Source organism: Marinoscillum luteum (assembly GCF_044005705.1).
GTDB lineage: Bacteria > Bacteroidota > Bacteroidia > Cytophagales > Cyclobacteriaceae > Marinoscillum > Marinoscillum luteum.
Genome location: NZ_JBIPKE010000019.1, coordinates 460,595 through 485,118, shown reverse-complemented (window position 1 = coordinate 485,118; position 24,524 = coordinate 460,595). Strand labels below are relative to the sequence as shown.

21 protein-coding genes and 1 pseudogene are annotated in these 24,524 nt (G+C 41.4%); 14 read left to right on the top strand and 8 right to left on the bottom strand.

The features are described from left to right. Positions 1 to 13: 13 nt before the first annotated feature. The 9 genes and pseudogenes from ACHKAR_RS17130 to ACHKAR_RS17090 all read left to right on the top strand — a co-directional run bounded on the left by ACHKAR_RS17130 (position 14) and on the right by ACHKAR_RS17090 (position 9,915). Positions 14 to 1,159 (top strand): hypothetical protein, encoded by a 1,146-nt coding sequence (locus ACHKAR_RS17130; protein ID WP_395418653.1) that lies wholly within the window; start codon positions 14 to 16, stop codon positions 1,157 to 1,159. A gap of 12 nt (positions 1,160 to 1,171) precedes the next feature. After that, positions 1,172 to 2,410 carry a hypothetical protein gene (locus ACHKAR_RS17125; protein WP_395418651.1) on the top strand — a complete coding sequence of 413 codons (1,239 nt, stop codon included), beginning with the start codon at positions 1,172 to 1,174 and terminating at the stop codon, positions 2,408 to 2,410. A 9-nt stretch (positions 2,411 to 2,419) separates the two neighbouring features. Continuing rightward, positions 2,420 to 3,670 carry a hypothetical protein gene (locus ACHKAR_RS17120; protein ID WP_395418649.1) on the top strand — a complete coding sequence of 417 codons (1,251 nt, stop codon included), beginning with the start codon at positions 2,420 to 2,422 and terminating at the stop codon, positions 3,668 to 3,670. Continuing rightward, a complete protein-coding gene (locus ACHKAR_RS17115) occupies positions 3,660 to 4,424 on the top strand; it encodes a phytanoyl-CoA dioxygenase family protein (RefSeq protein WP_395418648.1) in 765 nt (254 codons plus the stop codon). The genes ACHKAR_RS17120 and ACHKAR_RS17115 overlap by 11 nt, the downstream gene beginning before the upstream one ends. Positions 4,425 to 4,677: 253 nt before the next feature. Further along, positions 4,678 to 5,758: pseudogene (locus ACHKAR_RS17110) on the top strand (IS3 family transposase). Positions 5,759 to 5,958: 200 nt separating this feature from the next. Continuing rightward, positions 5,959 to 6,744: a glycosyltransferase family 2 protein gene (locus ACHKAR_RS17105; protein WP_395418647.1), complete on the top strand. Its 786-nt coding sequence runs from the start codon at positions 5,959 to 5,961 to the stop codon at positions 6,742 to 6,744. Further along, positions 6,741 to 7,715, top strand: a complete 975-nt coding sequence (locus tag ACHKAR_RS17100) for an NAD-dependent epimerase/dehydratase family protein (protein ID WP_395418646.1) — start codon at positions 6,741 to 6,743, stop codon at positions 7,713 to 7,715. The genes ACHKAR_RS17105 and ACHKAR_RS17100 overlap by 4 nt, the downstream gene beginning before the upstream one ends. A gap of 109 nt (positions 7,716 to 7,824) precedes the next feature. Continuing rightward, positions 7,825 to 8,937 (top strand): GDP-mannose 4,6-dehydratase, encoded by a 1,113-nt coding sequence (gene gmd, locus ACHKAR_RS17095; protein WP_395418645.1) that lies wholly within the window; start codon positions 7,825 to 7,827, stop codon positions 8,935 to 8,937. A 48-nt stretch (positions 8,938 to 8,985) separates the two neighbouring features. After that, on the top strand, positions 8,986 to 9,915 hold the full coding sequence (locus ACHKAR_RS17090; RefSeq protein ID WP_395418644.1) for a GDP-L-fucose synthase family protein: 930 nt from the start codon (positions 8,986 to 8,988) through the stop codon (positions 9,913 to 9,915). Positions 9,916 to 9,956: 41 nt separating this feature from the next. Here the strand turns inward: ACHKAR_RS17090 and glmS are convergent, their stop codons facing one another. After that, positions 9,957 to 11,801 carry a glutamine--fructose-6-phosphate transaminase (isomerizing) gene (gene glmS, locus ACHKAR_RS17085; protein ID WP_395418642.1) on the bottom strand — a complete coding sequence of 615 codons (1,845 nt, stop codon included), beginning with the start codon at positions 11,799 to 11,801 and terminating at the stop codon, positions 9,957 to 9,959. A 351-nt stretch (positions 11,802 to 12,152) separates the two neighbouring features. Between glmS and ACHKAR_RS17080 the strand changes: the two genes are divergently transcribed. The 3 genes from ACHKAR_RS17080 to pheS all read left to right on the top strand — a co-directional run bounded on the left by ACHKAR_RS17080 (position 12,153) and on the right by pheS (position 15,802). Next, a complete protein-coding gene (locus ACHKAR_RS17080) occupies positions 12,153 to 13,538 on the top strand; it encodes an undecaprenyl-phosphate glucose phosphotransferase (RefSeq protein ID WP_395418640.1) in 1,386 nt (461 codons plus the stop codon). Positions 13,539 to 13,644: 106 nt separating this feature from the next. Continuing rightward, the gene (locus tag ACHKAR_RS17075) at positions 13,645 to 14,748 is read left to right on the top strand and encodes an MraY family glycosyltransferase (RefSeq protein ID WP_159582781.1); all 1,104 of its coding nucleotides are present in this window, start codon (positions 13,645 to 13,647) and stop codon (positions 14,746 to 14,748) included. Between the two features lie 40 nt (positions 14,749 to 14,788). Next, positions 14,789 to 15,802 carry a phenylalanine--tRNA ligase subunit alpha gene (gene pheS / locus ACHKAR_RS17070; RefSeq protein ID WP_395418639.1) on the top strand — a complete coding sequence of 338 codons (1,014 nt, stop codon included), beginning with the start codon at positions 14,789 to 14,791 and terminating at the stop codon, positions 15,800 to 15,802. Between the two features lie 12 nt (positions 15,803 to 15,814). Here the strand turns inward: pheS and ACHKAR_RS17065 are convergent, their stop codons facing one another. The 7 genes from ACHKAR_RS17065 to guaB form a co-directional block, all read right to left on the bottom strand. Next, positions 15,815 to 16,780: an AAA family ATPase gene (locus tag ACHKAR_RS17065; protein WP_159582783.1), complete on the bottom strand. Its 966-nt coding sequence runs from the start codon at positions 16,778 to 16,780 to the stop codon at positions 15,815 to 15,817. A 15-nt stretch (positions 16,781 to 16,795) separates the two neighbouring features. Beyond that, the gene (locus ACHKAR_RS17060) at positions 16,796 to 18,148 is read right to left on the bottom strand and encodes a peptidylprolyl isomerase (RefSeq protein WP_395418637.1); all 1,353 of its coding nucleotides are present in this window, start codon (positions 18,146 to 18,148) and stop codon (positions 16,796 to 16,798) included. Then, a complete protein-coding gene (locus ACHKAR_RS17055; RefSeq protein ID WP_159582784.1) occupies positions 18,102 to 18,956 on the bottom strand; it encodes a peptidyl-prolyl cis-trans isomerase in 855 nt (284 codons plus the stop codon). Before ACHKAR_RS17055 ends, ACHKAR_RS17060 begins: the two co-directional genes overlap by 47 nt. Further along, on the bottom strand, positions 18,953 to 19,369 hold the full coding sequence (locus tag ACHKAR_RS17050) for an ATP-binding protein (RefSeq protein WP_159582785.1): 417 nt from the start codon (positions 19,367 to 19,369) through the stop codon (positions 18,953 to 18,955). The genes ACHKAR_RS17055 and ACHKAR_RS17050 overlap by 4 nt, the downstream gene beginning before the upstream one ends. Next, positions 19,359 to 19,700 carry an STAS domain-containing protein gene (locus ACHKAR_RS17045; RefSeq protein WP_395418636.1) on the bottom strand — a complete coding sequence of 114 codons (342 nt, stop codon included), beginning with the start codon at positions 19,698 to 19,700 and terminating at the stop codon, positions 19,359 to 19,361. Before ACHKAR_RS17045 ends, ACHKAR_RS17050 begins: the two co-directional genes overlap by 11 nt. A 5-nt stretch (positions 19,701 to 19,705) precedes the next feature. Beyond that, entirely contained in the window at positions 19,706 to 21,751 is a 2,046-nt protein-coding gene (locus tag ACHKAR_RS17040; protein WP_395418634.1) for a GAF domain-containing SpoIIE family protein phosphatase, read from the bottom strand. Between the two features lie 96 nt (positions 21,752 to 21,847). Beyond that, positions 21,848 to 23,317, bottom strand: coding sequence for an IMP dehydrogenase (guaB, locus tag ACHKAR_RS17035; protein ID WP_159582791.1), 1,470 nt, complete (start codon positions 23,315 to 23,317; stop codon positions 21,848 to 21,850). Positions 23,318 to 23,404: 87 nt separating this feature from the next. Between guaB and pnuC the strand changes: the two genes are divergently transcribed. Both pnuC and ACHKAR_RS17025 read left to right on the top strand, forming a co-directional pair. Continuing rightward, positions 23,405 to 24,004: a nicotinamide riboside transporter PnuC gene (pnuC, locus tag ACHKAR_RS17030; RefSeq protein ID WP_395418633.1), complete on the top strand. Its 600-nt coding sequence runs from the start codon at positions 23,405 to 23,407 to the stop codon at positions 24,002 to 24,004. Further along, entirely contained in the window at positions 24,001 to 24,519 is a 519-nt protein-coding gene (locus ACHKAR_RS17025; protein WP_395418631.1) for an AAA family ATPase, read from the top strand. The genes pnuC and ACHKAR_RS17025 overlap by 4 nt, the downstream gene beginning before the upstream one ends. Positions 24,520 to 24,524 lie beyond the last annotated feature (5 nt).

Genomic DNA, 24,524 nt, shown 5'->3' with positions numbered 1-24,524 from the left:
ATATTACCTACAGATGCGGTCTATACTTAGTCGGTTTGATAATGGAGCTTCAATATTTACAAGGATTATAACATTATTTATTGTTGCCATCACCTATAAATGGTTTGGATTTATTTTTGAGAGACTCTTTTCCAAACGGTTCAAACTATGTCTCAAATATTCTTGTATCGTTTTTTCACCAAATCAGCTAAGAGTTGCGGAATGGTGTGAAACTGTAGGAATTGAACTTAGTGTAATTTCAATTGGTCAATTTAAATCACCGTACAATCATATCAATCACCGTCAGTTAATGTTGCTTGCTCTGTGTAATAGTACTGTGTTGTTAAGACACGTTTTTAAATCTTTCCGAGACGGTTTATACCGTGATAACTTTATGAGATTAGTCAAATTATCAGGGATTGATTTGATTCTACAAAAGGTTGACTTTGCCCAGTTATTATTCAATTTTAATGATCACTCACCAGCAAACATCTTATACTATGACTATGGGAAACTAAACAATAAGAAAGTGGTGTATATACAACACGCACCAGTTTCTATTCATTTCCCACCTTTGTTTCATGATTTAAATGTGCTTTTTAGTCAGGATAGTATTGATAAGTACAGAAACCCAAATAATCGAAAGATATTTGAACTCTTCGACTTCCATTTCACAGAAATGGAAGGGCATAAACGACCTGAAGAAAATAAAGTACTAATCTGTACGAATCCTTTAGATTCCTTAGAAGAAATCAAAAAATTGATAGTGTTACTAATTCATTCAGGGTATAGTGTTTTATACAGACCACACCCGAGAGATACCCGTGAGTTAAATTTTAAGTATGCAAAACTAAGGTGTAGTATTGATAGGAATCCGCAAAACGATATTGCTTCATGTATTGCTATGATTACAAATGAGTCTGCCGTTATTTTAGACTCTATATTTCAAAATAAACCAACCTATAAGGCTGCTTTTTTGAGTAAAGATGTACGAGATAATTATGGATTTTTAGCTAAAGGATTAGTAATTAGGGAATTTGAGAATCCTGAATCTTTACTTGATTCGTTAATGAATCTGGAAAAATGTTACAATAGACAAAAGTTAGACTACTTTATTGGTGCCATTCAAAATCGAAACAAAATAGTCAACAAGTTTAAGCGAGTACTATTAGGACTATAAACCCCAAGAAACTTGCGTCTAAACAGAAAATTTTTATTTTATGTTGCAAGAGGAGCCTCAGTTGGGGTTAAGCCAGTTACTCTTTACATATTGCTGGATTTTGGTTTAACAGAACTAGCCAATCTGTTGTCAATCTATTTCCTAGCTTATGCGTCGCTCATGATAATCTTGAATAATGAGGCTCATTTTGATTTTTACAAAAATATCTTTAGTGATCAAAAAATCATATGGGTCTCAAAGGCAAGATCGGAGATAGTTTATTATCAGAGACTTATATATCAATTTATTGTGTTCATAATGATCCTATTTGGTCTTATTTATCTTTATGTTGATGACATCTTTTACAGTTTAGCATTTTTGGGAGCCATTTCATTGGAGAAAGTTATAGATGAAATTCAGCGAATATTACTATTTAAGAAGGATTTTGAAAAGTGGAGTTTGGTAATGCTCTCCAAATCAGTCGGTCCTTTTTTAATATTGTTTGTTCCGATATTTTCATTGCAATCCCCCCAAACAACTCTTTTTTGGATTTTTTTGAGTTCATCTTTAATGATCAACCTTGTTGTGATCTTACTTTCTCTAACACATAATCAACTTAGAAGAATTTATCGGCTCTTTTTAAACTTAAACATTGTAACACTTAAACGATATTTTAATGATTATCGCAGAAAGCTAATATTCAATCAAATACAAGCTGTTTCGACAAGGAATATTCCTTTAACTGATCGTATGTTAATAAGGTTTTTTAAACCAGAGTTGCTCGCTCAATATTCCTTTCTAGCTCAAATAGGTACAATACCAGTTCTTTTTATTGATATGTTTTTAATATCAACAAAAAGAAAGGAATATCTTGAAAGTAAAAAGAAAATTAACGAAGTAGTTTCACCAACGAAGTTAGTACTATATGGTTTAATGAGTTTAGCGATTTTCGGTTCGATTATCCTTTTATTAAATTACGTTGACAGATTGCTTCAAATTGATCTCAGTTTAAGTTTGATCGGTCTAATAGGTGTGTACTTCTGTATTTTTGCCGTATCTCAGCATTTTGCCAATTATTCTTTTTGGAGAGTTAAGAGGAAAGTAACTTTACTTGTGGATTTGTGCTACTATGTAATGACAATTATCATATTCTTATTGCTAGAAGTAAAATTTTCCGCTGTTGAGGCAATAATCATAACTTTGTTATGTACACATGTAATAAGGTTAGTTATTCTCATAGTGCTCAGTCGAAGTTACTACTGTAATCAATAGATTAGGATTATGAGAGCAGAGATTAGTAGACCGGCGATCATCGTATTTACAATATTTATAGTAATATACTATGGGTTACCTTTCCTTACCCAAATGGTATTCCCGGGGCGGTTTGAATATTATTTTAATATGCCTAATCACTTGTTTTTTGTTCTGTGGGTACCTGCGGTTTTTTTACTCGTTCTCATCTTAGATATACTACTGCCACGAGTGAATTTTAACAAAACGCTGTTGGTTGCTGTTGGCCGGTTGGCATCTAATGAATCTTTAAATTTTGTATTGGCCCTTGGTTTTTTAGTATTGGCTTTGATTTTCTCTTCTCAGTATTCCTACAGTTTTAGGCATCATGTCCGGTTTCAAGAAGCAGGGAAACTAGTGATGCTAGTATTTGGGATCAAAGCCTATTTTTCGAGCATGGTGTTTGGTTTATTGTTAATGACCTTAAACGGATTTTACATAACTAAATTTCAAAGACTGATCAATGTACTCGTATTAATCTCTATGGTTTTGACTGCTACATCCTCATATGACGTATTGTTCATATTGATAATCTTACTGTTTTGCATCAAGCTGGAAAAGCCCATTTTCATGACAAAGAAGTCGAATGGAGTGGTTGGTTTTATTAAAACCAACTTTAAATACCTATTTGTAGGTGTTTTCGGATTTCTTGCATTATTTATGGGAGTGGCTAACAAATATGGAGTTGAAACATCAACTCAGCTATTATTTTCTGGAGAGTTTTTCTTTCTGGTGATCAGAAGAATTTCCATGTGGTATGTATCGCTTCAAATTGCAGGGGAATCTATTCTAAATGATTTGAGCATTTCTATGGAGGCCAATGTTGGGTTACTTCAAGACATTTTTAGGAGATTTTCAATTATATTGGGCCAACCGGCTGACAAACCTGAAATATGGGGGATTAATAGAATGAATCATACAATAGTATATCCCGTAATAACATCTCATGCGGGTTCTTCTCCTGGTCTATTTGCTACAATATTTTACATTCCATTTTTCCCTAGTGGGATAGTAGTTGTTTCTCTTTACATCATTTTTATTCTTAGAAATTTTGGGGATCTCTTAAAATATAGTCGTGCAAATTTAAGCTTAGTATCCTACCCCTTATTGGTATTATTTCTAGGAGTATTCTTTGAGTCTCCCATTGAACAAATTAATTTAATTGGTAAATCGTTCATATATTTTATTATCAGCTTAGGTTGGATTTTCTTCATTAAACATCGAATGAGTTATGAAAAATAGTTTGAAATTGTACCTCTCTGAGACCCTTTATAAGTTGAATTATGCTAGTATAAATGCAAAGGAAGCTCATGCGGATGTATTAAGTGGTCTAAAAAATGAAGGATGTTTTAAAATCGAGAGGTTTCTATCAGAAGAACAGTGTCGGGTTCTTGTTGAAGCTGCGGATAATTTTATAATCAACCATCCAAATTTATTAAAAAGAGAATCAAATGATTCCGATGTTAGGGCATATGGTGTTGAGAGAATTGTAAGTGATTTTGATATACCTAAAGTAGATAATCTTTCAATGGAAATCTTCCGAAGATTTGTGGTTCATAATATCCATGATGGATTCAAACTGTTGGGAAAAATAACTGCCTCTGAAGATAATCTTGGATCTGGTGGAGGATGGCATAGGGATGCCCCCTTTATGCATCAGTTTAAAACCATATTGTATTTAACAGATGTTTTAGAAGAGAACGGCCCTTTTCAGTACATTAGGAAATCTAACAGGTATAAAGAGTTTTTGAATGCCAATAAATTTCTTAACAAGAGTATTGCAGACTATCGTTTTTCTGAAGAAGAGGTTGAAAAACTGACTAGTTCTGGTGTTTTGGAAGAACCTACTACCTTTACTGCTCCTGCTGGAACGTTATTGTTCGCAGATACTCGTGGCTTACATCGTGGTAAACCGTTAACTGAAGGAGAAAGATATGCCATTACGCACTATCATTATAACCATAAAGTTGATGAAAATAAGTTTTTCATAAAATGAAATCGCTTCTAGTTCATTAATAGGCCCGTTAATTGAAATAGGGAGATCTATTCTAACATTAGATAAGAGTTTAAGATTACAAATGGAAGAAGGACTTTTTGGAAGACGCCTCTTCAGCATTTGATGGATCAGGGAAAACACAGGAGCAAGACGAGGTAGATGTTGATGTAAGCTTCCCAAGAATTCGTCCATTTAAAATTAGAGTTGGCTGAGCTGAAAAGCGAAGCGATTGCTAACTTTAAATGATACAATAATGAAAAAGACGAGATTCACCGAACAACAGATCATCTCTGCAATCAAGCAAAATGAGGCAGGGATGAAAGCCTCGGAAGTGGCCAGAAAGCACGGCATTAGCGAGGCAACATTCTACAACTGGAAGGCCAAATATGGAGGCATGGACACCAGTCAATTGAAGAGGCTAAAGGAGTTGGAGACTGAAAACGGCAGGCTCAAAAGGATGTATGCTGATTTAAGTTTAGTCCATGAGGCATTTAAGGATGCAGTAGAAAAAAAGCTTTAACAGCTGACATAAAGAGGGTTTTGGTTCATCATATGCTACTCCACTACGAGATAAGCATACGCAAGGCATGTCAGGCTGTGAATATTTCGAAGAGCAGTTATAGTTACATTTCTCGTCCATTGGATGATGACAAGGTGATCGAGGAATTGAAAGAGCTGATTGATAAGCACCCATCGATTGGGTTTTGGAAGTGCTTTCACAGGCTGAGGATAAAAGGCTTTAAATGGAATCATAAGCGTGTTTACCGGGTCTATACCCAGTTGAAGCTTAACATTAGACGTAGGGCCAAAAGACGGTTGCCCGCACGGATCAAGCAGGCGTTGTTTCAACCACAGAGACCCAATCAGGTATGGTCACTTGATTTCATTACAGATAGCCTTTGGGATGGTACCCGGTTTAGGCTACTCAATGTAATCGATGATTTTAATCGTGAGGTACTCGATATTGAAGCCGACACCAGTTTGCCTTCACTCAGAGTGGTCAAGGTTCTGGACAGATTGAAGACTTTTCGTGGCTTACCTGATATGATACGTATTGATAATGGTCCTGAGTTTATATCCAGGCAACTTGACACATGGAGCAAGGAAAACAAAGTAGAACTGGCTTTTATTCAGCCTGGAAGACCCATGCAAAATGGATATGTTGGAAGGTTCAACGGTTCGCTAAGATCCGAACTGCTTAACGCATATGTTTTCAAAAATATCAGACAGGTACGATTACTTACAGAAATTGGAAGCAAGATTACAATCAAAATCGACCTCACCAGGCGCTTGGAAACAAGACCCCCAAACAGGTTTATGAAGAATTTTATTAGGTTTGAAGCTCTGGTTTTGAATGGACCAAAATTCGGGGAAGCTTACAGAGTTTTGTAAATATTTAGATAGATAGCGATGATATATGAGATTCTAAGGCCTGGAAATGAAAGTGTCTCTTTTTGATAAATTCTTTCAGTAATAGATTCTGATGATTCCATTTTAAATTACATTAGCAAAGTGTTCTATTTAATTTTGAAAGATGCTATCAGAAGGGCGACTTGTTTCCATCGTGACTCCTGTATATAATATTGCCGAGTTATTGGAAGAGACTATCGATTCGGTTTTGGCTCAATCATATAGGAACTGGGAGTTGTTATTGATTGATGACAAATCCACGGATCATTCTGCTGATATTATTAGAGAGTATGAAACGGAGGATTCAAGAATTAAGGGGTTTTACCTTCCTGAAAACAGAGGAGCTGGATATAGCCGAAATATTGGATTAGATAATGCCAATGGAGAGTATATTGCATTTCTTGATAGTGATGATATTTGGGTTCCAAAGAAATTGGAGGTTCAAATGTCTTTTTTTCAGAGCAATCCATCGGTCGAATTTTATTGTTCTTGGTACTCCGTAATTGATTCAAATGAGCATGTTATATGTTTTTTTTCAACACCGGGTAAAATTTCCTTCAACTTATTGAAATACAATAACTATATCTTAACATCTACTGTGATTTGCCCTAGGTCTTTTATCGGGGGTTTAAGGTTTCCATTGATGAGAAGAAGACAGGATTGGGTTTTCTTTTTAGATTTATTAAAAAAAACACCCTATGCCTATGCCCTTCCTGAAATCCTGGTTAAGTATCGAAAAACTAAAACCTCTTTAAGTTCGAATAAATGGAATCTTATTAAACCGAATTTTGATTTTTTTAAGTCTTATTTTTATAAAGGCAATAAGACAAGAGCCATATTCCATTTCATTATTTTCTTACCATTTTATTTTCACAATAAGATTTTTAACAAAAAAAGAATGCCCCATTGAAATTATTAATTACAGGTGGTTCTGGCTTTATTGGCACGCATTTGATTGAGTTTTTGCTGATGAATAATGCAGCTGTTGAAATTCTCAATATTGATTCTCAGGAATCTCTTATTTTGGATGGAAGGCTAAAGACCTTCATTTTTGATATTAGGGGTGAAGATCTTAAATCGATTTCTTTAAAAGAGAATTTTGATGCTTGCATACACTTGGCAGCACTTTGCAAGGAGCCAGGCTACAACTGGGAAGAATACTTTGAGACAAACCACATAGGTACCGTCAACACGATTCGACTATGTGAGGAATTGGGCATCGAAAGCATCATATTCACTAGTACAATGATGGTGTATAAGGCTGGAGAGATGCAGCGAACTGAAAATTCTATTACCGCGCCGGATACGGCTTACGGAATTTCGAAGCTTTTGGCAGAGAAAGAACTGGAAGCCTGGAGGGATCGGAAGCCTGGAAGATCCCTTAAGGTCATTCGGCCAGCGGTGGTTTTTGGAGCGAATGAAAACGGGAATTTTACTCGTCTTTACCATACTTTGAACCGTGGCCTCTTTCCTTATATTGGCAAGAGGTCTACGGTCAAGTCCAATATTTATGTGAAAGAGTTAGTAATGTTCATGGAATATCTATTGGAGCACAAAACAAAATCTGATATTTTCAACTTTTCCTTTCCTATAAAATATAGCATCGGGCGAATTGTAGGTTATTTCAAATCGGTTTTTGGGCTCAAGCCCCTTACTCCTGTGTTGCCTTACAAATTGATGTTGTTTGTAGCCTATTGGTTTGAGTTTTTAAACGTAATAGGTTTAAAGAATTCTGTACACCATCGTCGTATTCAAAAGCTTTACTATTCTACAGATATTTACCCTGAAAATGCTATGAAAGAGGGGTACAAGTTCAAATACGATCTTGAGAGTGCTCTAGAGGACTGGAAGGAAGATTGTGGATCACAGGGCCTTTATTGAGAGAGATCAGAGCCATGCAACAAGTCCTTTAGTCTGTCCCTATCTACACTCGCGCTAACCATAATGTTATCGAGCTTTAGTAGTTTTATGAAACGCATAATATATTTCAATGAAAAAAGCCCTAATCACTGGAATTACAGGCCAAGACGGAGCTTACCTATCCGAGCTGTTATTGGAAAAAGGATACGAAGTTCATGGGATTAAACGGAGAGCCTCATCTTTTAATACAGATCGGATTGATCATTTGTATCAGGATCCCCACAGCTCCGAGACAAGGTTGTTTTTGCATTACGGGGATTTGACTGATTCGATGAACCTGACGCGATTGATCCAGGAGATCCAGCCGGATGAGATCTACAATCTGGGGGCCATGTCGCATGTGCGTGTGAGTTTTGAAACGCCGGAATATGTAGCTGATGTTGATGGAATTGGAACGCTTCGGTTGTTGGAAGCTGTTAGGTTACTTGGGCTGAATCAAAAAACAAAAATCTATCAAGCTTCCACTTCCGAGCTTTACGGTCTGGTTCAGGAAGTTCCACAAAAAGAAACCACTCCTTTTTATCCGAGATCTCCATATGGGGTTGCTAAGCTTTATGCTTACTGGATCACGGTAAACTACCGGGAGGCGTACAATATGTACGCGTGTAATGGGATTCTCTTCAATCACGAATCACCGTTGAGAGGGGAGACTTTTGTGACCCGGAAGATTTCCCGGGCTATTGCCAAAATGGCTTTGGGGCTTCAGGATCAGGTGTTTATGGGTAATATTGATTCTAAAAGGGACTGGGGCCATGCCAAAGACTATGTGCGAGGCATGTGGCTGATGCTTCAGCAAGACAAGCCTGAAGACTTTGTGCTGGCTACAGGCGTGACCACAACCATCCGCGATTTTCTGCGCATGGCATTCTCCGAAGTAGGGGTGGAGATTGCCTTCAAAGGAGAAGGAGTCAATGAAATAGGTTATGTCAAGACCGTGTCCAATGCGGGCTATGCTTTCAAGGCAGGTCAGGAGGTGATCCGAATCGATCCAAAATATTTCCGCCCTACAGAGGTGGATTTACTCGTTGGCGATCCTACAAAAGCCAATGAGAAGTTAGGTTGGAAGCCGGAATATGACCTTAAGGCACTCGTACAGGAAATGATGGAAAGCGACCTGAAACTTTTCGAGAAAGATAAGTACCTGCTGGAAGGTGGTCACGATATTTTGAAGCAGGCAGAATAACCGACCTCATTACTATTCTCTTCTAAAGGAATAATTATTCCCTTAATTATGGAAAAAGACGCTAAAATATACATCGCCGGGCATCGGGGTATGGTAGGATCTGCCATTGTAAGGAAACTGGAGCACTTAGGATTCACTAATCTGGTTTGTAAGACTTCATCAGAACTTGATCTGACCAATCAATCAGCTGTGGAGAAGTTTTTCGCTCTGGAAAAGCCGGATTACGTTTTTCTGGCGGCAGCCAAAGTGGGTGGTATCAATGCGAATAATATATACCGTGGCCAGTTTCTATACGAAAACCTTATGATTGAGGCGAATGTGATTCATCAGTCCTATGTGGCTGGAGTCAAAAAGCTTCTTTTCTTAGGCAGTTCCTGTATTTATCCTAAAATGGCTAGCCAGCCCATACAGGAGGATAGCCTGTTGGCTGGTCCGTTAGAAGAGACCAATGAACCCTATGCCATTGCTAAGATAGCTGGGATCAAACTTTGTGAGACTTACCGGGCACAGTATGGTGTTGACTTTATTAGCGCCATGCCCACCAATCTTTATGGGCCCAACGATAACTATGATCTGGCTAACTCTCACGTTCTGCCAGCACTCATTCGTAAATTCCACAACGCAAAGGCGACCGATGCTCAGGAAATATCCATTTGGGGTACAGGATCACCCCTTCGTGAATTTCTTCATGTAGATGATTTAGCGGAGGCGTGTCTTTTTCTGATGAAGAATTATAGCAGTGAAAAGACCATTAATGTGGGCTTTGGTGAAGACTTGTCTATAAAAGATTTGGCACTTATGGTGAAGGGTGTCGTAGGCTTTAGCGGAGCCTTGGTGTTTGATTCATCCAAGCCAGATGGAACTCCAAGAAAACTAATGGATAGTTCGAAGCTAAGGGCGTTGGGTTGGATGCCCAAAATATCACTTTCTGACGGTATCCGAAAAGTATATGCTGATGTGGATAAGTCACATTGGTAGTATCATTATCAAGAGTTGAAGGAATCACCGATTTCGTGCTTTCATTCTACAGTTACACTTTTAGCCAGATTCCTAGGCTGATCCACATTACATCCTCTCTTGAGTGCAATATGATATGAAAGTAACTGAAGTGGAATAACTGAGAGCAATGGAGTAACTACATAGTGTGATTTTGGTATTTCAATGCTATAATCTGCCATCGAAGAAGCCAATATATCACCTTCGGTAACTATAGCAATTACTTTACCTTTTCTGGATTTAACTTCCTGAATATTGGAAACAATCTTTTCATAGGAGTCATCTTGGGTTGCTATGAAAACGACCGGCATGTCTTCATCAATCAATGCAATGGGCCCATGCTTCATTTCAGCAGCGGGGTATCCTTCAGCGTGGATATAGGAGATTTCTTTGAGCTTAAGTGCACCTTCCAGTGCAACAGGGAAATTGTTGCCCCTGCCCAAGTAAAGGAAATTTTGAGCGTCTTTGTAAATTTCTGCTAAGGCTTCTATTTGGTCATTGTTTTTGAGAGCGGTAGCTACTTTTTTGGGAATTTGATTTAATTCTGAAATTAAGAGTTGAAATTGAGATTGGGAGATAGTTCCTCTCAGGAGGCCCATTTTAATGGCAATCATAGATAAAACAGTTACCTGAGCCGTGAAGGCTTTTGTTGAAGCAACACCAATTTCAGGACCCGCATGTAGGTAAGCACCTTCATGAGTTTCTCTGGCTATTGAAGAACCTACAACATTAACCACTCCGAAAACGATGGCCCCTTTAGATTTAGCCAACTCTATTGCAGCCAAGGTGTCAGCGGTTTCCCCGGATTGAGAAATGGCTATAAAGACGTCTCCCTCGTTTATGATTGGATTTCTGTACCTGAATTCAGAAGCGTACTCCACCTCCACTGGGATCCTACATATATCTTCAAATAGATACTCAGCTACTAAACCAGCATGCCAGGAGGTTCCACAACCAAGCAACGTTATTTTTTTGGCATGAATAAGCGACTGGCTATATTCATTTATTCCACCAAGCACTAATTCGCCTTTTTCCAAAACAAGCCGCCCCCGCATACAATTGGCAATCGATTCCGGCTGTTCGAAAACTTCTTTTTGCATGAAGTGATCATATCCACCTTTTTCTATGGCCTCTAGTTCCATATCGATGGTTTGAATACGAGGGTCTTGAACGGCATTGTCCAGATTCTTGATGGTGTAACTCTCGGATGAAATGATTGCTATCTCAGACTCTTTAAGGTAAATAACCTCATTGGTGTATTCAACAATGGGGGTTGCATCTGATGCTATGAAATATTCACCTTGATTGATGCCTATTACCATTGGACTACCTTTCCGTGCCGCAAACAGATAGTCTGGCTCAGTGTTAGAAAGCATAACAACTGCGTAAGCACCAATTACTCTTTTAAGGGCGAGCCTAAAGGCCTCCTCGGTTGATAGGTTTTCTGATTCTCTTATAAAATGAATGAAATTTACAAGTACTTCTGTATCAGTTTGACTTGCGAATTCATACCCGTGGATCTCCAATTCTTTTTTTAATGAACCATAATTTTCTATGATTCCATTATGAATGATAGCTAAACTTCCATCCTGAGATAAGTGGGGATGTGCATTTTTGTCATTAGGTTCACCGTGAGTTGCCCAGCGTGTATGCCCAATCCCAACGCCATGGTCAAAAGAGAATTGATCCTCCAATATCTTGTTTTCAAGCTCAGAAACTTTACCCTGCTTCTTACAACATACCAATTTCCCATATTCAAACCCAGCTATTCCAGCACTATCATAGCCTCTATATTCTAACCGTTTTAGACCTTTAAGAATTACTTCAATAGAGTCTTGGGATCCTTTATAAGCAACAATGCCACACATATCAGTCTATTTTTGTATTAACCTTTATCAAATGCTCGGCAAAAGTAATTAATGTGTCCATCATGGAGTGTGCATTTCATAGCTATACTTACCATGCTCATCTTTGACTCAAAAGGATTATTGTATGAGAATTTGAAATTCCTTTTTTAGTTGTGATGTTAAGCAGTATTTCTTTAGGCGGTAGAAGGAACAAAATGATTGTTCGAAGCTAAGGGCGTTGGGTTGGATGCCCAAAATATCACTTTCTGACGGTATCCGATAAGTATATGCTGATGTGGATAAATCACTTTGGTAAAATTTTGCTACCACTTCTGTAATAATATTTATATTTGCCGTTCATATTTTTAAAATATGTCAGAGCATCGTTTTTCCAAATATTTCCCTGTTCTTTTTTTACTCGCGGATCTGGCTTGTCTGAATCTGGGTATATTTTCGGCTAACTACGAGCGGTTTGGAGGATTACTCTATACCAATGAGAGCTATCTGACCCTACAGGTGGTATTGAACCTTGCCTGGTTGATGATTTTCTTCTCTACCAAGCTTCATGAAATCAGTCGTGAATTTCGGCTGATAGATCACCTCAATAAGGTTTTGACAGGGCTGGTGATCAATCTTTCTGTGGTTTTTGCCCTGTGGTTTGTAGCCAAACCTTTTTATTATTCTCGACAGCATCTGTTCATTACCTACCTGGTTTTCACCCTACTGCTGATTTTCTGGAGATCAGTTTGGCATTATTTTATTCGCTATTACAGAAGGAAGGGATATAACCTAAGGAATGTGGTGATTGTGGGTTATGGAGAGCTCGCTACTGATCTAGAACGTTACTTTCGCTATAATCCCGGGATAGGTTATAAGTTTTTGGGTTATTTTGATAACAATCCAGAGGAGGCCCGTGGAAGATATTTAGGGATGGTCAATGAGGTGAAGAGTTATGTTGGGAAGCATTCCGTGGACGTTATTTTTTGCTGTTTGCCTAGGTTGTATGACAAAGAGATCAAGAAACTGATTGATTTTGCGGAGAATAATCTGATCAAAATAAAAATCATCTCGCAGTTTAGCCGATTGGGAAATAAGAGCCTGAGTATCCAGAAGTATGGCGATATTCCTGTCATTAATGTGGGGGCAATTCCACTTGACAGTATGGCCAATCAGGTTATAAAGCGTGCCTTCGATATTATTTTCAGCTCATTGGTGATGATATTTATCTTTTCATGGCTCATTCCTATCATCTCTTTGCTGATTAAAATGGAGTCTCCGGGTCCGGTGTTTTTCAAACAACACAGAAACGGAAGGGACAATCACCCATTCTTGTGCTGGAAATTCAGAACGATGGTGGTGAACAATGAAGCTGACTCTAAGCAAGCCACCAAAAATGATCCCAGAATCACCAAGATTGGGGCTATTTTGAGAAAGACGAGTATTGACGAGCTTCCCCAGTTTATCAATGTCTTTTTGGGAGATATGTCTGTGGTGGGACCAAGGCCTCACCCTATCAAGCTCAATGAGCAATTTCAACCTAAGATCGATCGCTTTATCCAGCGTCATGCGGTGAAGCCTGGCATTACCGGATTGGCTCAGGCCAAAGGCTTCAGAGGGGAGACCTCCGTATTTAGTGATATGAGTGGCCGGGTCCGTTTGGATCGGTTTTATGTGAAAAACTGGTCTCTTGTGCTGGACTTTAAAATTATTTTACTCACTGTGATCTCCATTATGAAGGGCAGTGAGAACGCCTACTAAACGTTAGTATTAACAGCCCCAACTAGTTTATTTCTTACTTTATCGAAATAAGAATATTAAATCTATTTATTTTTATACTTTAGATGCTAGGTTTAAAGCTGGTTAAATGTCTATCATCATTTCTATTATCGCCGCCTTCATTGTCACCTTTATCCTGCTACCCATCATTATTAAGGTAAGCAGGTCTGTGGATTTGTTAGATGCACCTGACAGAAGAAAGATTCACAGGGTATCCACTCCCGCGCTTGGGGGTATTGGGATATTCGTGGGCTTTATGGTCGCTGTTTTCATGGCCGTTCCTTTGGCTGAATTGGCAACTCTCAAGTTTTTCTTATTTGGACTGATCATCATATTCTTTATGGGAATCCGGGATGATATCTCGAGTCTCATGGCTAAGCACAAGCTTTTGGCACAGGTATTTGCGGCCTTTTTGGTTGTCTACTTTTCGGACATACGGCTCACAGGCTTTTATGGCATGTTTGGAATAGGGGAGATGCCAGAATGGTTTAGCATTCCGTTTACAATTTTTGTATTAGTTGGGCTGACCAATAGCTTTAATCTCATAGATGGTATTGACGGTCTGGCGGGTACCATTGGTATACTGATATTATCCTTTTTCGGGTGGGTGTTTCTTACTGGAGGGTACTATGCATATTCTGTACTCTGCCTTTCTGTGGTAGGGTCATTGTTTGCTTTCCTGCTCTACAACTGGAATCCATCTCGCGTGTTTATGGGCGATACAGGCTCCATGATTCTTGGTTTTATTATTTCATCACTGGCTATCTTGTTTATCAACGTAGCTCCAGGGATGACCCTTGGGTACTTTGAAATTACTTCCAGCGTATCGGTTTGCATTGCAGCATTGATTCTTCCCATATTTGATACAGTGCGTGTTTTTACCATTCGCTTTAGCAACGGAAAGAATCCTTTGGATCCAGATCGGAATCACCTACATCATGGATTACTAAAGCTAGGCTTGAATCACGCTCAGGCTACAATCTTTCTCGGGTTGTTCAATTTACTAATTCTGTCAATGGCTCTGCTGCTCGACCCTTATTTGGGAAATGGCTCGCTTATGCTGATCATTACCGCCATGTGTGTGGGAGTGACTATGACATTGGGTTACAAACTCAAACGAAAGGGGCATCTTGGTAAGATTACTCCGGTGGCCACTAAATCATCTGATCTTTATATTTCTAAGTCTGCTTAAGAAGCTTCTGTTTATTATTTTTGCCCGATAGCTAGAAAAGATGAAAGAGAAGATCGGGACATATATAGAGGCCATAGACAAAGCCATTGCCAAAAATAAGGAAGAGCTCGAACAATTCAGGTTGAGATTTATCAGCCGGAAAGGTGTATTGACTGAGCTTTTTGAAGAGTTTAAGAAAGTCCCGAATGAGCAAAAAAGGGAGATCGGCGGGGAGCTGAATGTACTCAAGCAGAAGGCTCAGGAGAAATTTCAGGAGCTAATCGATCACGTAAATGGCGCCTCCATGAGTGATGCCGGTGCACAAGACCTGGACGTGACGCTGCCCCCTATAGTGGAAGAGGGCTCTGTACATCCCCTTTCCAAAGTTAAAAACAGGATCATCCAAATCTTTGAGCGGCAAGGGTTCAGTGTCAAAGAAGGGCCTGAAATCGAGGACGACTTTCATAATTTCACGGCACTCAACTTTCCCGAAAACCATCCTGCGCGCGAAATGCAGGACACTTATTTTATCTCAAAGAACCCGGATGTTTTGCTAAGGACCCACACGTCCAATGTGCAAATCAGGCTAATGGAGCAAGGTAAGCCCCCATTCCGGTCTATCATGCCGGGCAGGGTGTTTCGAAATGAAGCCATTTCAGCACGTGCCCATTGCTTTTTCAATCAGGTGGAAGGCCTGTATGTAGACAAGGACGTGTCTTTTAAAGATTTGAAACAGACGCTTTATCATTTTGCCAAGGAGCTGTTTGGAGAAGATACTCAGATTCGTTTTCGGCCTTCATTTTTCCCTTTTACAGAACCCAGTGCGGAGATCGACATTAGCTGTTTCATCTGCAAGGGCGATGGCTGCAAAATCTGTAAGCACACAGGTTGGGTGGAAATTGGTGGTTCCGGAATGGTAGATCCCAATGTACTGGAAAGCTGTGGTATAGATCCGAAGGAGTATAGCGGATTTGCTTTCGGTATGGGTATTGAGCGAATCACCATGCTGAAGTATCAGATTGATGATATCAGACTCTTTTCAGAAAATGACCTTAGGTTTTTGAAGCAGTTTTAGGGAATTACTTGCTTATAACAGCTGATCAATAATGGTTTCCTCGGTTTTGCCTTCAGCTTCGGCTTTGAAGTTTTTTACGATTCTGTGAACGAGGACTGGCTTAGCGACTTCCCGCACGTCTTCGATATCTGGTGAGTATTTTCCTTTGAGGAGCGCATTGCATTTGGCTGCCAGGATTAAAAACTGACTGGCCCGAGGCCCTGCTCCCCATTCCAGGTACTCATTGCTAATTGGGTCTGCATTTTCAGTAAATGGCCTGGTCTTATGGACCAGATTGACCACATATTCAAAGACATTATCAGCTACAGGTACTTTTCTCACAAGTTTCTGAAACTTAATAATTTGCTCCTTAGTGAGAATTTCACCTGCAGCATAGTCGTCACCCGAAGTAGTTTGCTTGATAATACTCAACTCCTCCTGAAGTGATGGGTAATTGAGCTTGATCATAAACATGAAGCGGTCCAGCTGGGCTTCAGGGAGCGGGTAAGTACCTTCCTGCTCAATGGGGTTTTGCGTGGCCAGCACGAAAAACGGCTTGTCAAGTATGTAGTTATTACCTCCGGTAGTTACCGCGCCTTCCTGCATGGCTTCCAGTAGTGCAGACTGGGTCTTAGGAGGTGTTCTGTTAATCTCATCTGCCAGGATGACATTGGAGAAAATAGGTCCCTTGATGAAGCGGAAATTACGCTCCTGATCTAAAGTTTCGGCGCCTAGTACATCAGAGGGCATAAGGTCAGGAGTAAATTGAATCCTGCTGAAATTAAGCCCAAGAGACTGAGCCATGGTATGAACCAGGAGGGTTTTCGCCAGGCCGGGAACACCCACCAGCAGTGCATGTCCGCCACAGAAAATGGAAGTGATGAGCAATCTGACCACTTCTTTTTGACCGATTACTACTTTACCGATTTCTTGTTCCAGTTTCTGATAAGCGGCATGTAACTCATTCGCCACTTCTACTTCATTCTCCATTTCAGACATATTCAGACTTTTCGGTTATTGTTCCAGTAGGTTACAGTGATCAAATTCTGGATCGATATCAATGTAAACTTCATCCCTGGCATCATCAAACCATTCGGATAAAATTTTATTTCTTTTATTATTGAGGGTAGCTGCTGCTATTTTTTGATAGTCATCTTTCAGGTTGGCCTGATGAGGGGCCAATCTATTCTTATAATAAAGAATCCTGAACGCGGTGGAGCCATCTGGTTGCTGAAATTCCAGTGGTTTGGTGATGCTCCCGATCTTCATGGTATCCAATGTGAAAAATATGGTAGGGTCCAATTGCTCTACTGAGACCCTGTTGGACTCATTATCATCCAGAAGAAAGCCACCATTGGATGAGGTGAGCTGATCATCAGAGTATTCCTTAGCTGCCGCCTGAAATGTAATGCTGTCATTCACAATGGCGGTTCTGAGACTGTCCAGATAAGTCCGGGCCTTGATCACATCCTCAGACGAAGGTTTGGGAGAGATGAGTATGTGCCGTGTTTTGAACGTATTACCACGTTTTTGCTGGAGTTCTATCAGGTGATAACCAAACTGAGTTTCTATGGGCATAGAAAGCTCGCCTTCCTTCAAAGTCATGGCTGTAGCCTCAAACTCGGGAGCCAAATCTCCCCGCTTGTAAAAGGGGAGCTCCCCACCTCTGGCTGCTGAGCCCGGATCTTCAGAATATTGCCTCGCCAAAGCAGCAAAAGACTCTCCCTGGAGAACCCTTCCCCGGATTTCATACATGAGCTTCTTTACATCTTCCTTCTGCTTGGTACCAGCTTTGGGTTGCTTTACGATCTGCCCTACTGTCACCTCGGTGGAGAAGAATGGAAGGCTATCCTGAGGGATTTTGCCAAAGAATCGCTTCACCTCTGCCGGCGACACCTTCAGATCAGCAGTAATCTCTTGCTGCATCCGCTGGATGACCATTTGTTCCTTGATGTCGTCAAAAAGATCCGCTTCTATCTGATCCATTGACTTCTTATAGTAGGCCTCTATTTCCTCCCGGGAGCCTATCTGAGAGATCATGTACTCCATTCTCCTGCCGAGGTTGCTTCGTACCTCTTCATCGGCTACCTCCACAGAGTCTATTTCGGCTTTGGCTACCAGCATTTTGTTCACCACCAGCTGTTCCAGTATGTTGCATTTGGCAGTGCTTCCTCTGAACTCTCCACGAGACAAGTAATCCAAATAAGCCTTTTCCAGGTCAGATTTGAGGATGATGTAATTGTCCACTTTAGCAATAATCTTATCTACCACCACGCCCTCTGTTTGGGCATTGGTAATAAGAGGTAAGATGAGAGCGATGCTAATCGCGATATATTTCAAACAGATGTTGTTCCTTTGATTCATCATAAATTTTTTCTTCTAGCTCCTTCTTCAGCGCAATTTTCCTCTTATTGATGATTATGTTTTTAATGTCTTCTCTGATAAACTCTAACGGTGAAATCTCATCTGAAATTTTAAAATCGAAGATATTTAGAAAATAGATGTATTCCTCATTTGTCGTTTCGGAGTACTTGTTTTTCGAAAGAAACTGGTTTTTGTTTTCCAGCGTTTCCAGCGGAGTTCCCAGGATGAGTTCATCGAAAATAATCCAGGTAGTATCCTCCAGGTATGATTTAGTGGCAAATTGAGAAACGTATGATTTCAGGTCTTCCAGATTTCCTTCGGGATGTGCCCGGAAGTTACGCCGAAACTGTGCAAGGTTGGGTGCGTTTTTGGGAACTTGCGCAAAGATGCATTTCACGATGTTTTGCTTGAGTAAAAAATTATCGGCTTTGCCGTTGTAGTAGTTGGTGACCTGCTCGGTGCTTACCTCCCGGTCCAGGTTTTGTGTGATGTATTTTTTCTCGAAAGAATGAACCATGAGGGCATAGCGATAATCCAACACTTTACGCTCGATTTCTGCCTCGTTGAAATCTACCGCTTGGGAAGATCGTGAAATCATCAGCTGCTTCTTGATCCAGTCTTCTATGTATTTCTCCGCCAGCTTGGTGCTGTCATCAGAGGAAATATTGGCGGGAAAAAGTCCATCCAGATCGGAAGGGTAGAGGTAGCTCTCCATGCTCCTGGCAATGGGCGCTTCGGTGGCTGTTTCTTTCGGTTTGAAAAACTCGCATCCGTAGGAAAATGCCAAAATTATGATCCAGCCATATTTCATTCACTCAGCTTTTTAGTCAGCTTGCAAATATTGTAATTCTTCTCGGTAGAGAACTCTATTTTGTCCATTATTCTCTTGACCAGCATCAGCCCTACGCCACCTTTCCTTCTGGAAGAGACGATCTCATCCAGCGAGGGTTCGGCATAAGTGCTCAGATTGAAGCTGATCCCCTGGTCTCTGATGACAAAAGTGACTTGCTCTGCTGGCTGAAAATCAACGTAGACTTCAATGGTTTGTGTAGGATTACAATGATTGGAGTGAATGATCAGGTTGGCACAGATTTCATCCACAGCAAGTACGAGCTTGTGTGCTTCCACTTCTTTGATGGCCTGACGATGTAGGATGTCAGCAACAAACTGTCTGATCTTGGCAAGATTCTGCTTGCTACACGATATGGTCAGCTTATTTTCCATTCAAAAGCGCCTGGGCTTCTTCCTTGTTATTGGTAATATTCATCAAATGCTGTAGCCCCAGAATGTCAAAAACCTCTCTGACTTTTTCCTGAAGACCGAAAATAACCAATTTGATGTCATTGGTCTTGAGCTCCTCCAGATAGGAAATAAACACCCCCAACCCGGCGGAAGAGATGTACTCTAGCTTGCTGAGGTTGATCAGTATTTTAGTATAGTTTTCAGCTGCCGATTTCAAGGCATTGTCCAGTTCTATCGATGAGCTGGCATCCACTTCTCCCCTGACCTCTATGAGTTGGTAATCCGACTCAGCCTGTATGTTTATTTCTACCATAGTTATTATTTAAACCTGACGATGGTCAGTGTATAATCATCGTCCAATTTGTTTCCATTCAAAAATTTCAGCAGATCGTTAATGAGCATATCTTTCAGTTTACTCAAAGGCGCATTAATGTGGTTTTGCAGTGAGGATTTCAGGCCATCCGCGCCATATTGCTTCTTGTATTCATTTTTAGCTTCTGAAATACCATCTGTATACAGGAGCAATAAGTCACCTGGCTGGTAGTTTATGGTTTCTTCTTGAACGTATTCGTTGTACTGCGAGTTTCTCAGGATACCCAGTCCCAGTCCTTCTTTCTCTAAAAGGGTGATATTTCCGGTTGAAGCTGAATAATACATGGCCGGGCAGTGCCCCGCTCTTGCATAGCAGAATTTTTTTTCCCGGGTGTTGATCACGAAGTAAATGGCGGTAATGAAGGAGTTTTTCTCCAGGCAACGGCCTATGGCGGAGTTGGCTTTGGTGATAAATTCCTTTGGGGTACTTACATCCTGGGCCAGGCTGTGAAAAATACCCCTCATCTGAGCCATATTGAACGCAGCGGACGTGCCTTTGCCAGACACATCACCGATGATCAGGTTAAAGATGTCCTTAGAAGGCTCAATAATATCATAATAGTCTCCCCCCACTTCATCGGCAGCCATGCTATAGGCTTCTATTTCAAAACAGTCGTTGCGTTCGAGTACCGAAGGCAACAGGCTCTTTTGCACACTTTTAGCAATCTTCAATTGCTCCTTGTAACGCTCATTGTCAAGTGCCTCCCTGATGAGGTGGAAGTTTTCAATAGAAATGCTGGCCTGATTTACAAACGTGGTGATGATGTCCACCATCTCCCGGTTGAAGGCGTCACCTACCTCCTGCAGTAAAGCCAGAGAACCTATTTGTTCGTTTTGTACCATGACCGGCACGGCGATGATGGATTTGAAGTCAGGATGATTGAGGGTGCCAATGACCTTGCTGGGGGCAAATTCATTGGAGACCTGCTGACTCAGTATTTTTTTGATAAAGTCCTGTCGCACACTCTGCTTAATATCTTTCACAGTGAGGGTAGTGACGCCACGGGTGAGCAGGATGGGCTCTTCTCCACTGATCTCCAGCCAGGCCGCATCCGCAAATACGGCACTCATAGAGCTCTCCAACAGGATGTCGTAGGTCTGCTCGGCACTTTGCCCTGCCGGTATGGATTGGCTCAGCTTTTGAAAGTCAATAGCCTCCTGGAGCTTCCGCTCAAAAACAGAAGAAGTGGGTAGGTTGAAGAGGGTAACCAGGATGGAAATGCCCGCATACAAAATGATGAAGATAAACAGCGAAACGAAGTAGGCCCGATCCAGCAGATCCAGATTGAGGGCGCCGGTCTCCGAAAAATTCATCAGGTTCAGCAGGAAATGGTACAGATAGATGCCTGAGAGAATAATGAAAAGAATGCTTTTCCACTTCTGTTTGAAATTGAGGTAGGCAATCCACTTGAGGTTAAAAGCAAGGATAATGCCCAGGCCACCTAAAAAGATCAGTGCCGTATTGAAGTTGACGCTGAGAAATTTGTTGCCAAAGAGATCAAAGATCAGGCTTCCCAGCAAGGCATACTCGAAGAATCCCCAGAGCTGAATGAGGTTTTTGGATTTTTGGTAAAGAATTAGTCGTTTCCAAACCACAAATGTGGACACCAGATAGACGACCACTAACCCGACCAGGATGTTGTAGAGGAAATTTACCGTGAATGGATTTTCACTGATGGTGCTGTTACCGAAAATATAGAAAAACAGCCGGATGAAAAGCGAGCCGATGGTGGTGACCAGGCCAGTAATGAACACCCGCCACAACAGATCGATGAAGTTGATGCTATCGGCTTTGGTGATGGTGTACCGATAGTAAGACAGGGTGGAAAGCACCAGGGTCGTCAGGAAAATCTGCGGCAAAATGGCCGACAAGTCTACATTCAGCTGGTACTGGTCTACAAAAAGGAGGTAGAGATCAAAAAATGTAAACAGTAGCCATGACAGGATGCCTGCTAAAAAGCTAAGTCGTATTTTGAGTTTTTCGGAGAGCATCGGCGTGCCGCAAAAATACGGGGGTGACCCTTAATAAAAAAGCCATCCATATAATGTATGGACGGCTTTCACTTTTTTTAACGAATTCTCGAAGCTCTATCTCCTGCTATAGTTAGGAGCTTCTCTGGTAATGGTGATGTCATGCGGGTGGCTTTCTGCCACTCCGGCTGCAGAGATCTTCACAAACTTAGCATTGTGTAACTGCTCAATAGTCCCGGCCCCACAGTAGCCCATACCTGCTTTCAGGCCTCCGGTAAGCTGATAGAGCACTTCGGAGACCATACCTTTGTAAGGCACCCGGCCTACTATGCCTTCTGGTACCAGTTTTTTGATGTCGTCCTCCGCATCCTGAAAATATCGGTCTTTCGAGCCGTCCTCCATGGCTTCCACTGAGCCCATTCCACGGTAAGTTTTGAATTTTCGTCCCTCGTAGATGATCATCTCCCCTGGAGCTTCTTCGGTTCCTGCTAAAAGAGAGCCAATCATCACACTGCTGGCTCCGCCAGCAAGGGCCTTCACCAGGTCGCCGGAGAAACGTATACCTCCATCGGCTATGATGGGCAGGTCTTTTCCTTTCAGGGCTTTGGCAGCCTCATACACAGCTGATAACTGTGGTACGCCTACGCCCGCTACCACACGGGTGGTACAGATACTTCCAGGACCTACACCTACCTTCACTGCATCAGCTCCGGCAGCGGCCAGCGCCTCTGCGGCTTCATAAGTCGCGATGTTGCCCACGATGAGTTCCAGATCCGGAAAAGCTTTCTTGACGTTTTTAGCTGCGTCAATTACGCCTTTGGAGTGACCGTGAGCAGTGTCTATGCTCACCACGTCCACACCCGCATTCACCAGTGCTTTGATCCGATCTACCATGTCTGGAGTCACACCCACAGCTGCGCCTACTCTCAGTCGGCCGTATTCGTCCTTGCAGGCATTAGGGCGGTCTTTGTTTTTCAGGATATCCTTGTAGGTGATAAGCCCTGTGAGTTTGCCGTCTTTATCGATGATCGGCAACTTTTCTATCTTATATTCTTGCAGAATCTGCTCGGCCTCCTTCAGACCCACTTCCACTTCTGCTGTGACGAGATTTTCGGTGGTCATGATCTCCCGGATCGGGCGCTTCATGTTTTTCTGAAACCTCAAATCACGGTTGGTAATGATCCCGATCAATTTCTTATTTTGGTCGATGACAGGTATTCCTCCAATTTTATTTTCGCGCATGATCTTTTCTGCATCTCCGGCCACACTATCGTGAGAGAGGGTGATGGGATCGAGAATCATTCCACTTTGAGACCGCTTCACTTTGCGCACCTGCGCGGCTTGCTGGTCGGCAGGCATGTTCTTATGAATAAAACCCAGACCGCCTTCCAGCGCCATAGCAATAGCCAGCTCAGCTTCGGTCACTGTATCCATAGCAGCGGACACAAGTGGGATATTCAGCCTAATATTGCGGGTAATTCTGGTGGAAGTGTCGGTATCTCTGGGGAGGATTTCAGAGTAACCTGGAAGGAGAAGCACATCATCATAGGTTAGTGCTTCAAAGAGGAATTTATCGTCGAGATTCATGCAAACAATATTTGTTATTATTTGCCGGGCAAAATTAACTGGTCTTATAGAGATTGCGAAACTTAATGTGATTTATAATTTACAGGCATGAATGAATTCTTCTCGCAGCTACTGGAACAGATGTATCAGACTACATGGCTGGAAGCTGTAGCGGTGTTTTTTGGGTTGTTGAGTGTGTGGTATTCCAAGCAGGAAAATATTTTGGTGTACCCCACCGGTATCGTGTCCGTGCTGATTTATATCTACCTCACACTTGAATATAAGCTCTATGCCGATATGGGTATTAATGGATATTATTTTGTGATGAGTGTGTATGGCTGGTATCATTGGACCGATAGCGAGAATAAGCCGCAGATTCCTATTACAAGTAATAACAAAAAGCAAAATGTGATCAGTATTTTGTTCTTCATTGTGTCTTTCATTGTGATCAGGACCGTTTTGGTTTACTTCACCGATAGCGATGTGCCCAACTGGGATTCCATTACCTCATCATTTGCCCTGGTAGGTATGTGGCTGATGGCCGAAAAGAAAATTGAGAACTGGATTGCCTGGATCATTGCAGATATTATTTCGGTGCCGCTTTACTTGTATAAAGGATTGCCATTTACAGCTTTTCAGTTTTTTGTGTTTACAGTACTGGCCACCTGGGGGTATTTTTCATGGAGAAAAACGTTGCTTAAGTCATGATCAGAAAGATAGCGATAATTGGTCCCGAGTCTACCGGGAAAAGTGAGTTGTGCCAGCATCTGGCACGGATTTACGATACCGAATGGGTGCCAGAGTACGCTCGTTTTTATCTGGACAGACTAGAGGGAGAATACCAAAAAGAGGATCTTCTGCATATAGCGCAGGGCCAGATGGCCTGGGAAGATGATAAGGCCGAGCAGGCCAGTGGGTATCTTTTTTGTGATACCAACCTCATTGTGATGAAGGTCTGGAGTGAGCACAAGTATGGTGAAGCCGACCCCTGGATACTGGAGGAGTTGGAGAGGCGCCAGTACGATTTTTACCTGCTGGGTAATATAGACTTGATTTGGCGGCCTGATCCGCAGCGTGAGCACCCCAAGCTGAGAAAGCACTTTTTTGATGTATACGAAACCTACCTGAAGGAGCATGACCTGCCGTATGCCATTGTATCAGGGATCGAAGACATCAGGGTCAAATGTGCTCAGGATTTAATCGAGGATTTCTTCAACAAATAGTTTTG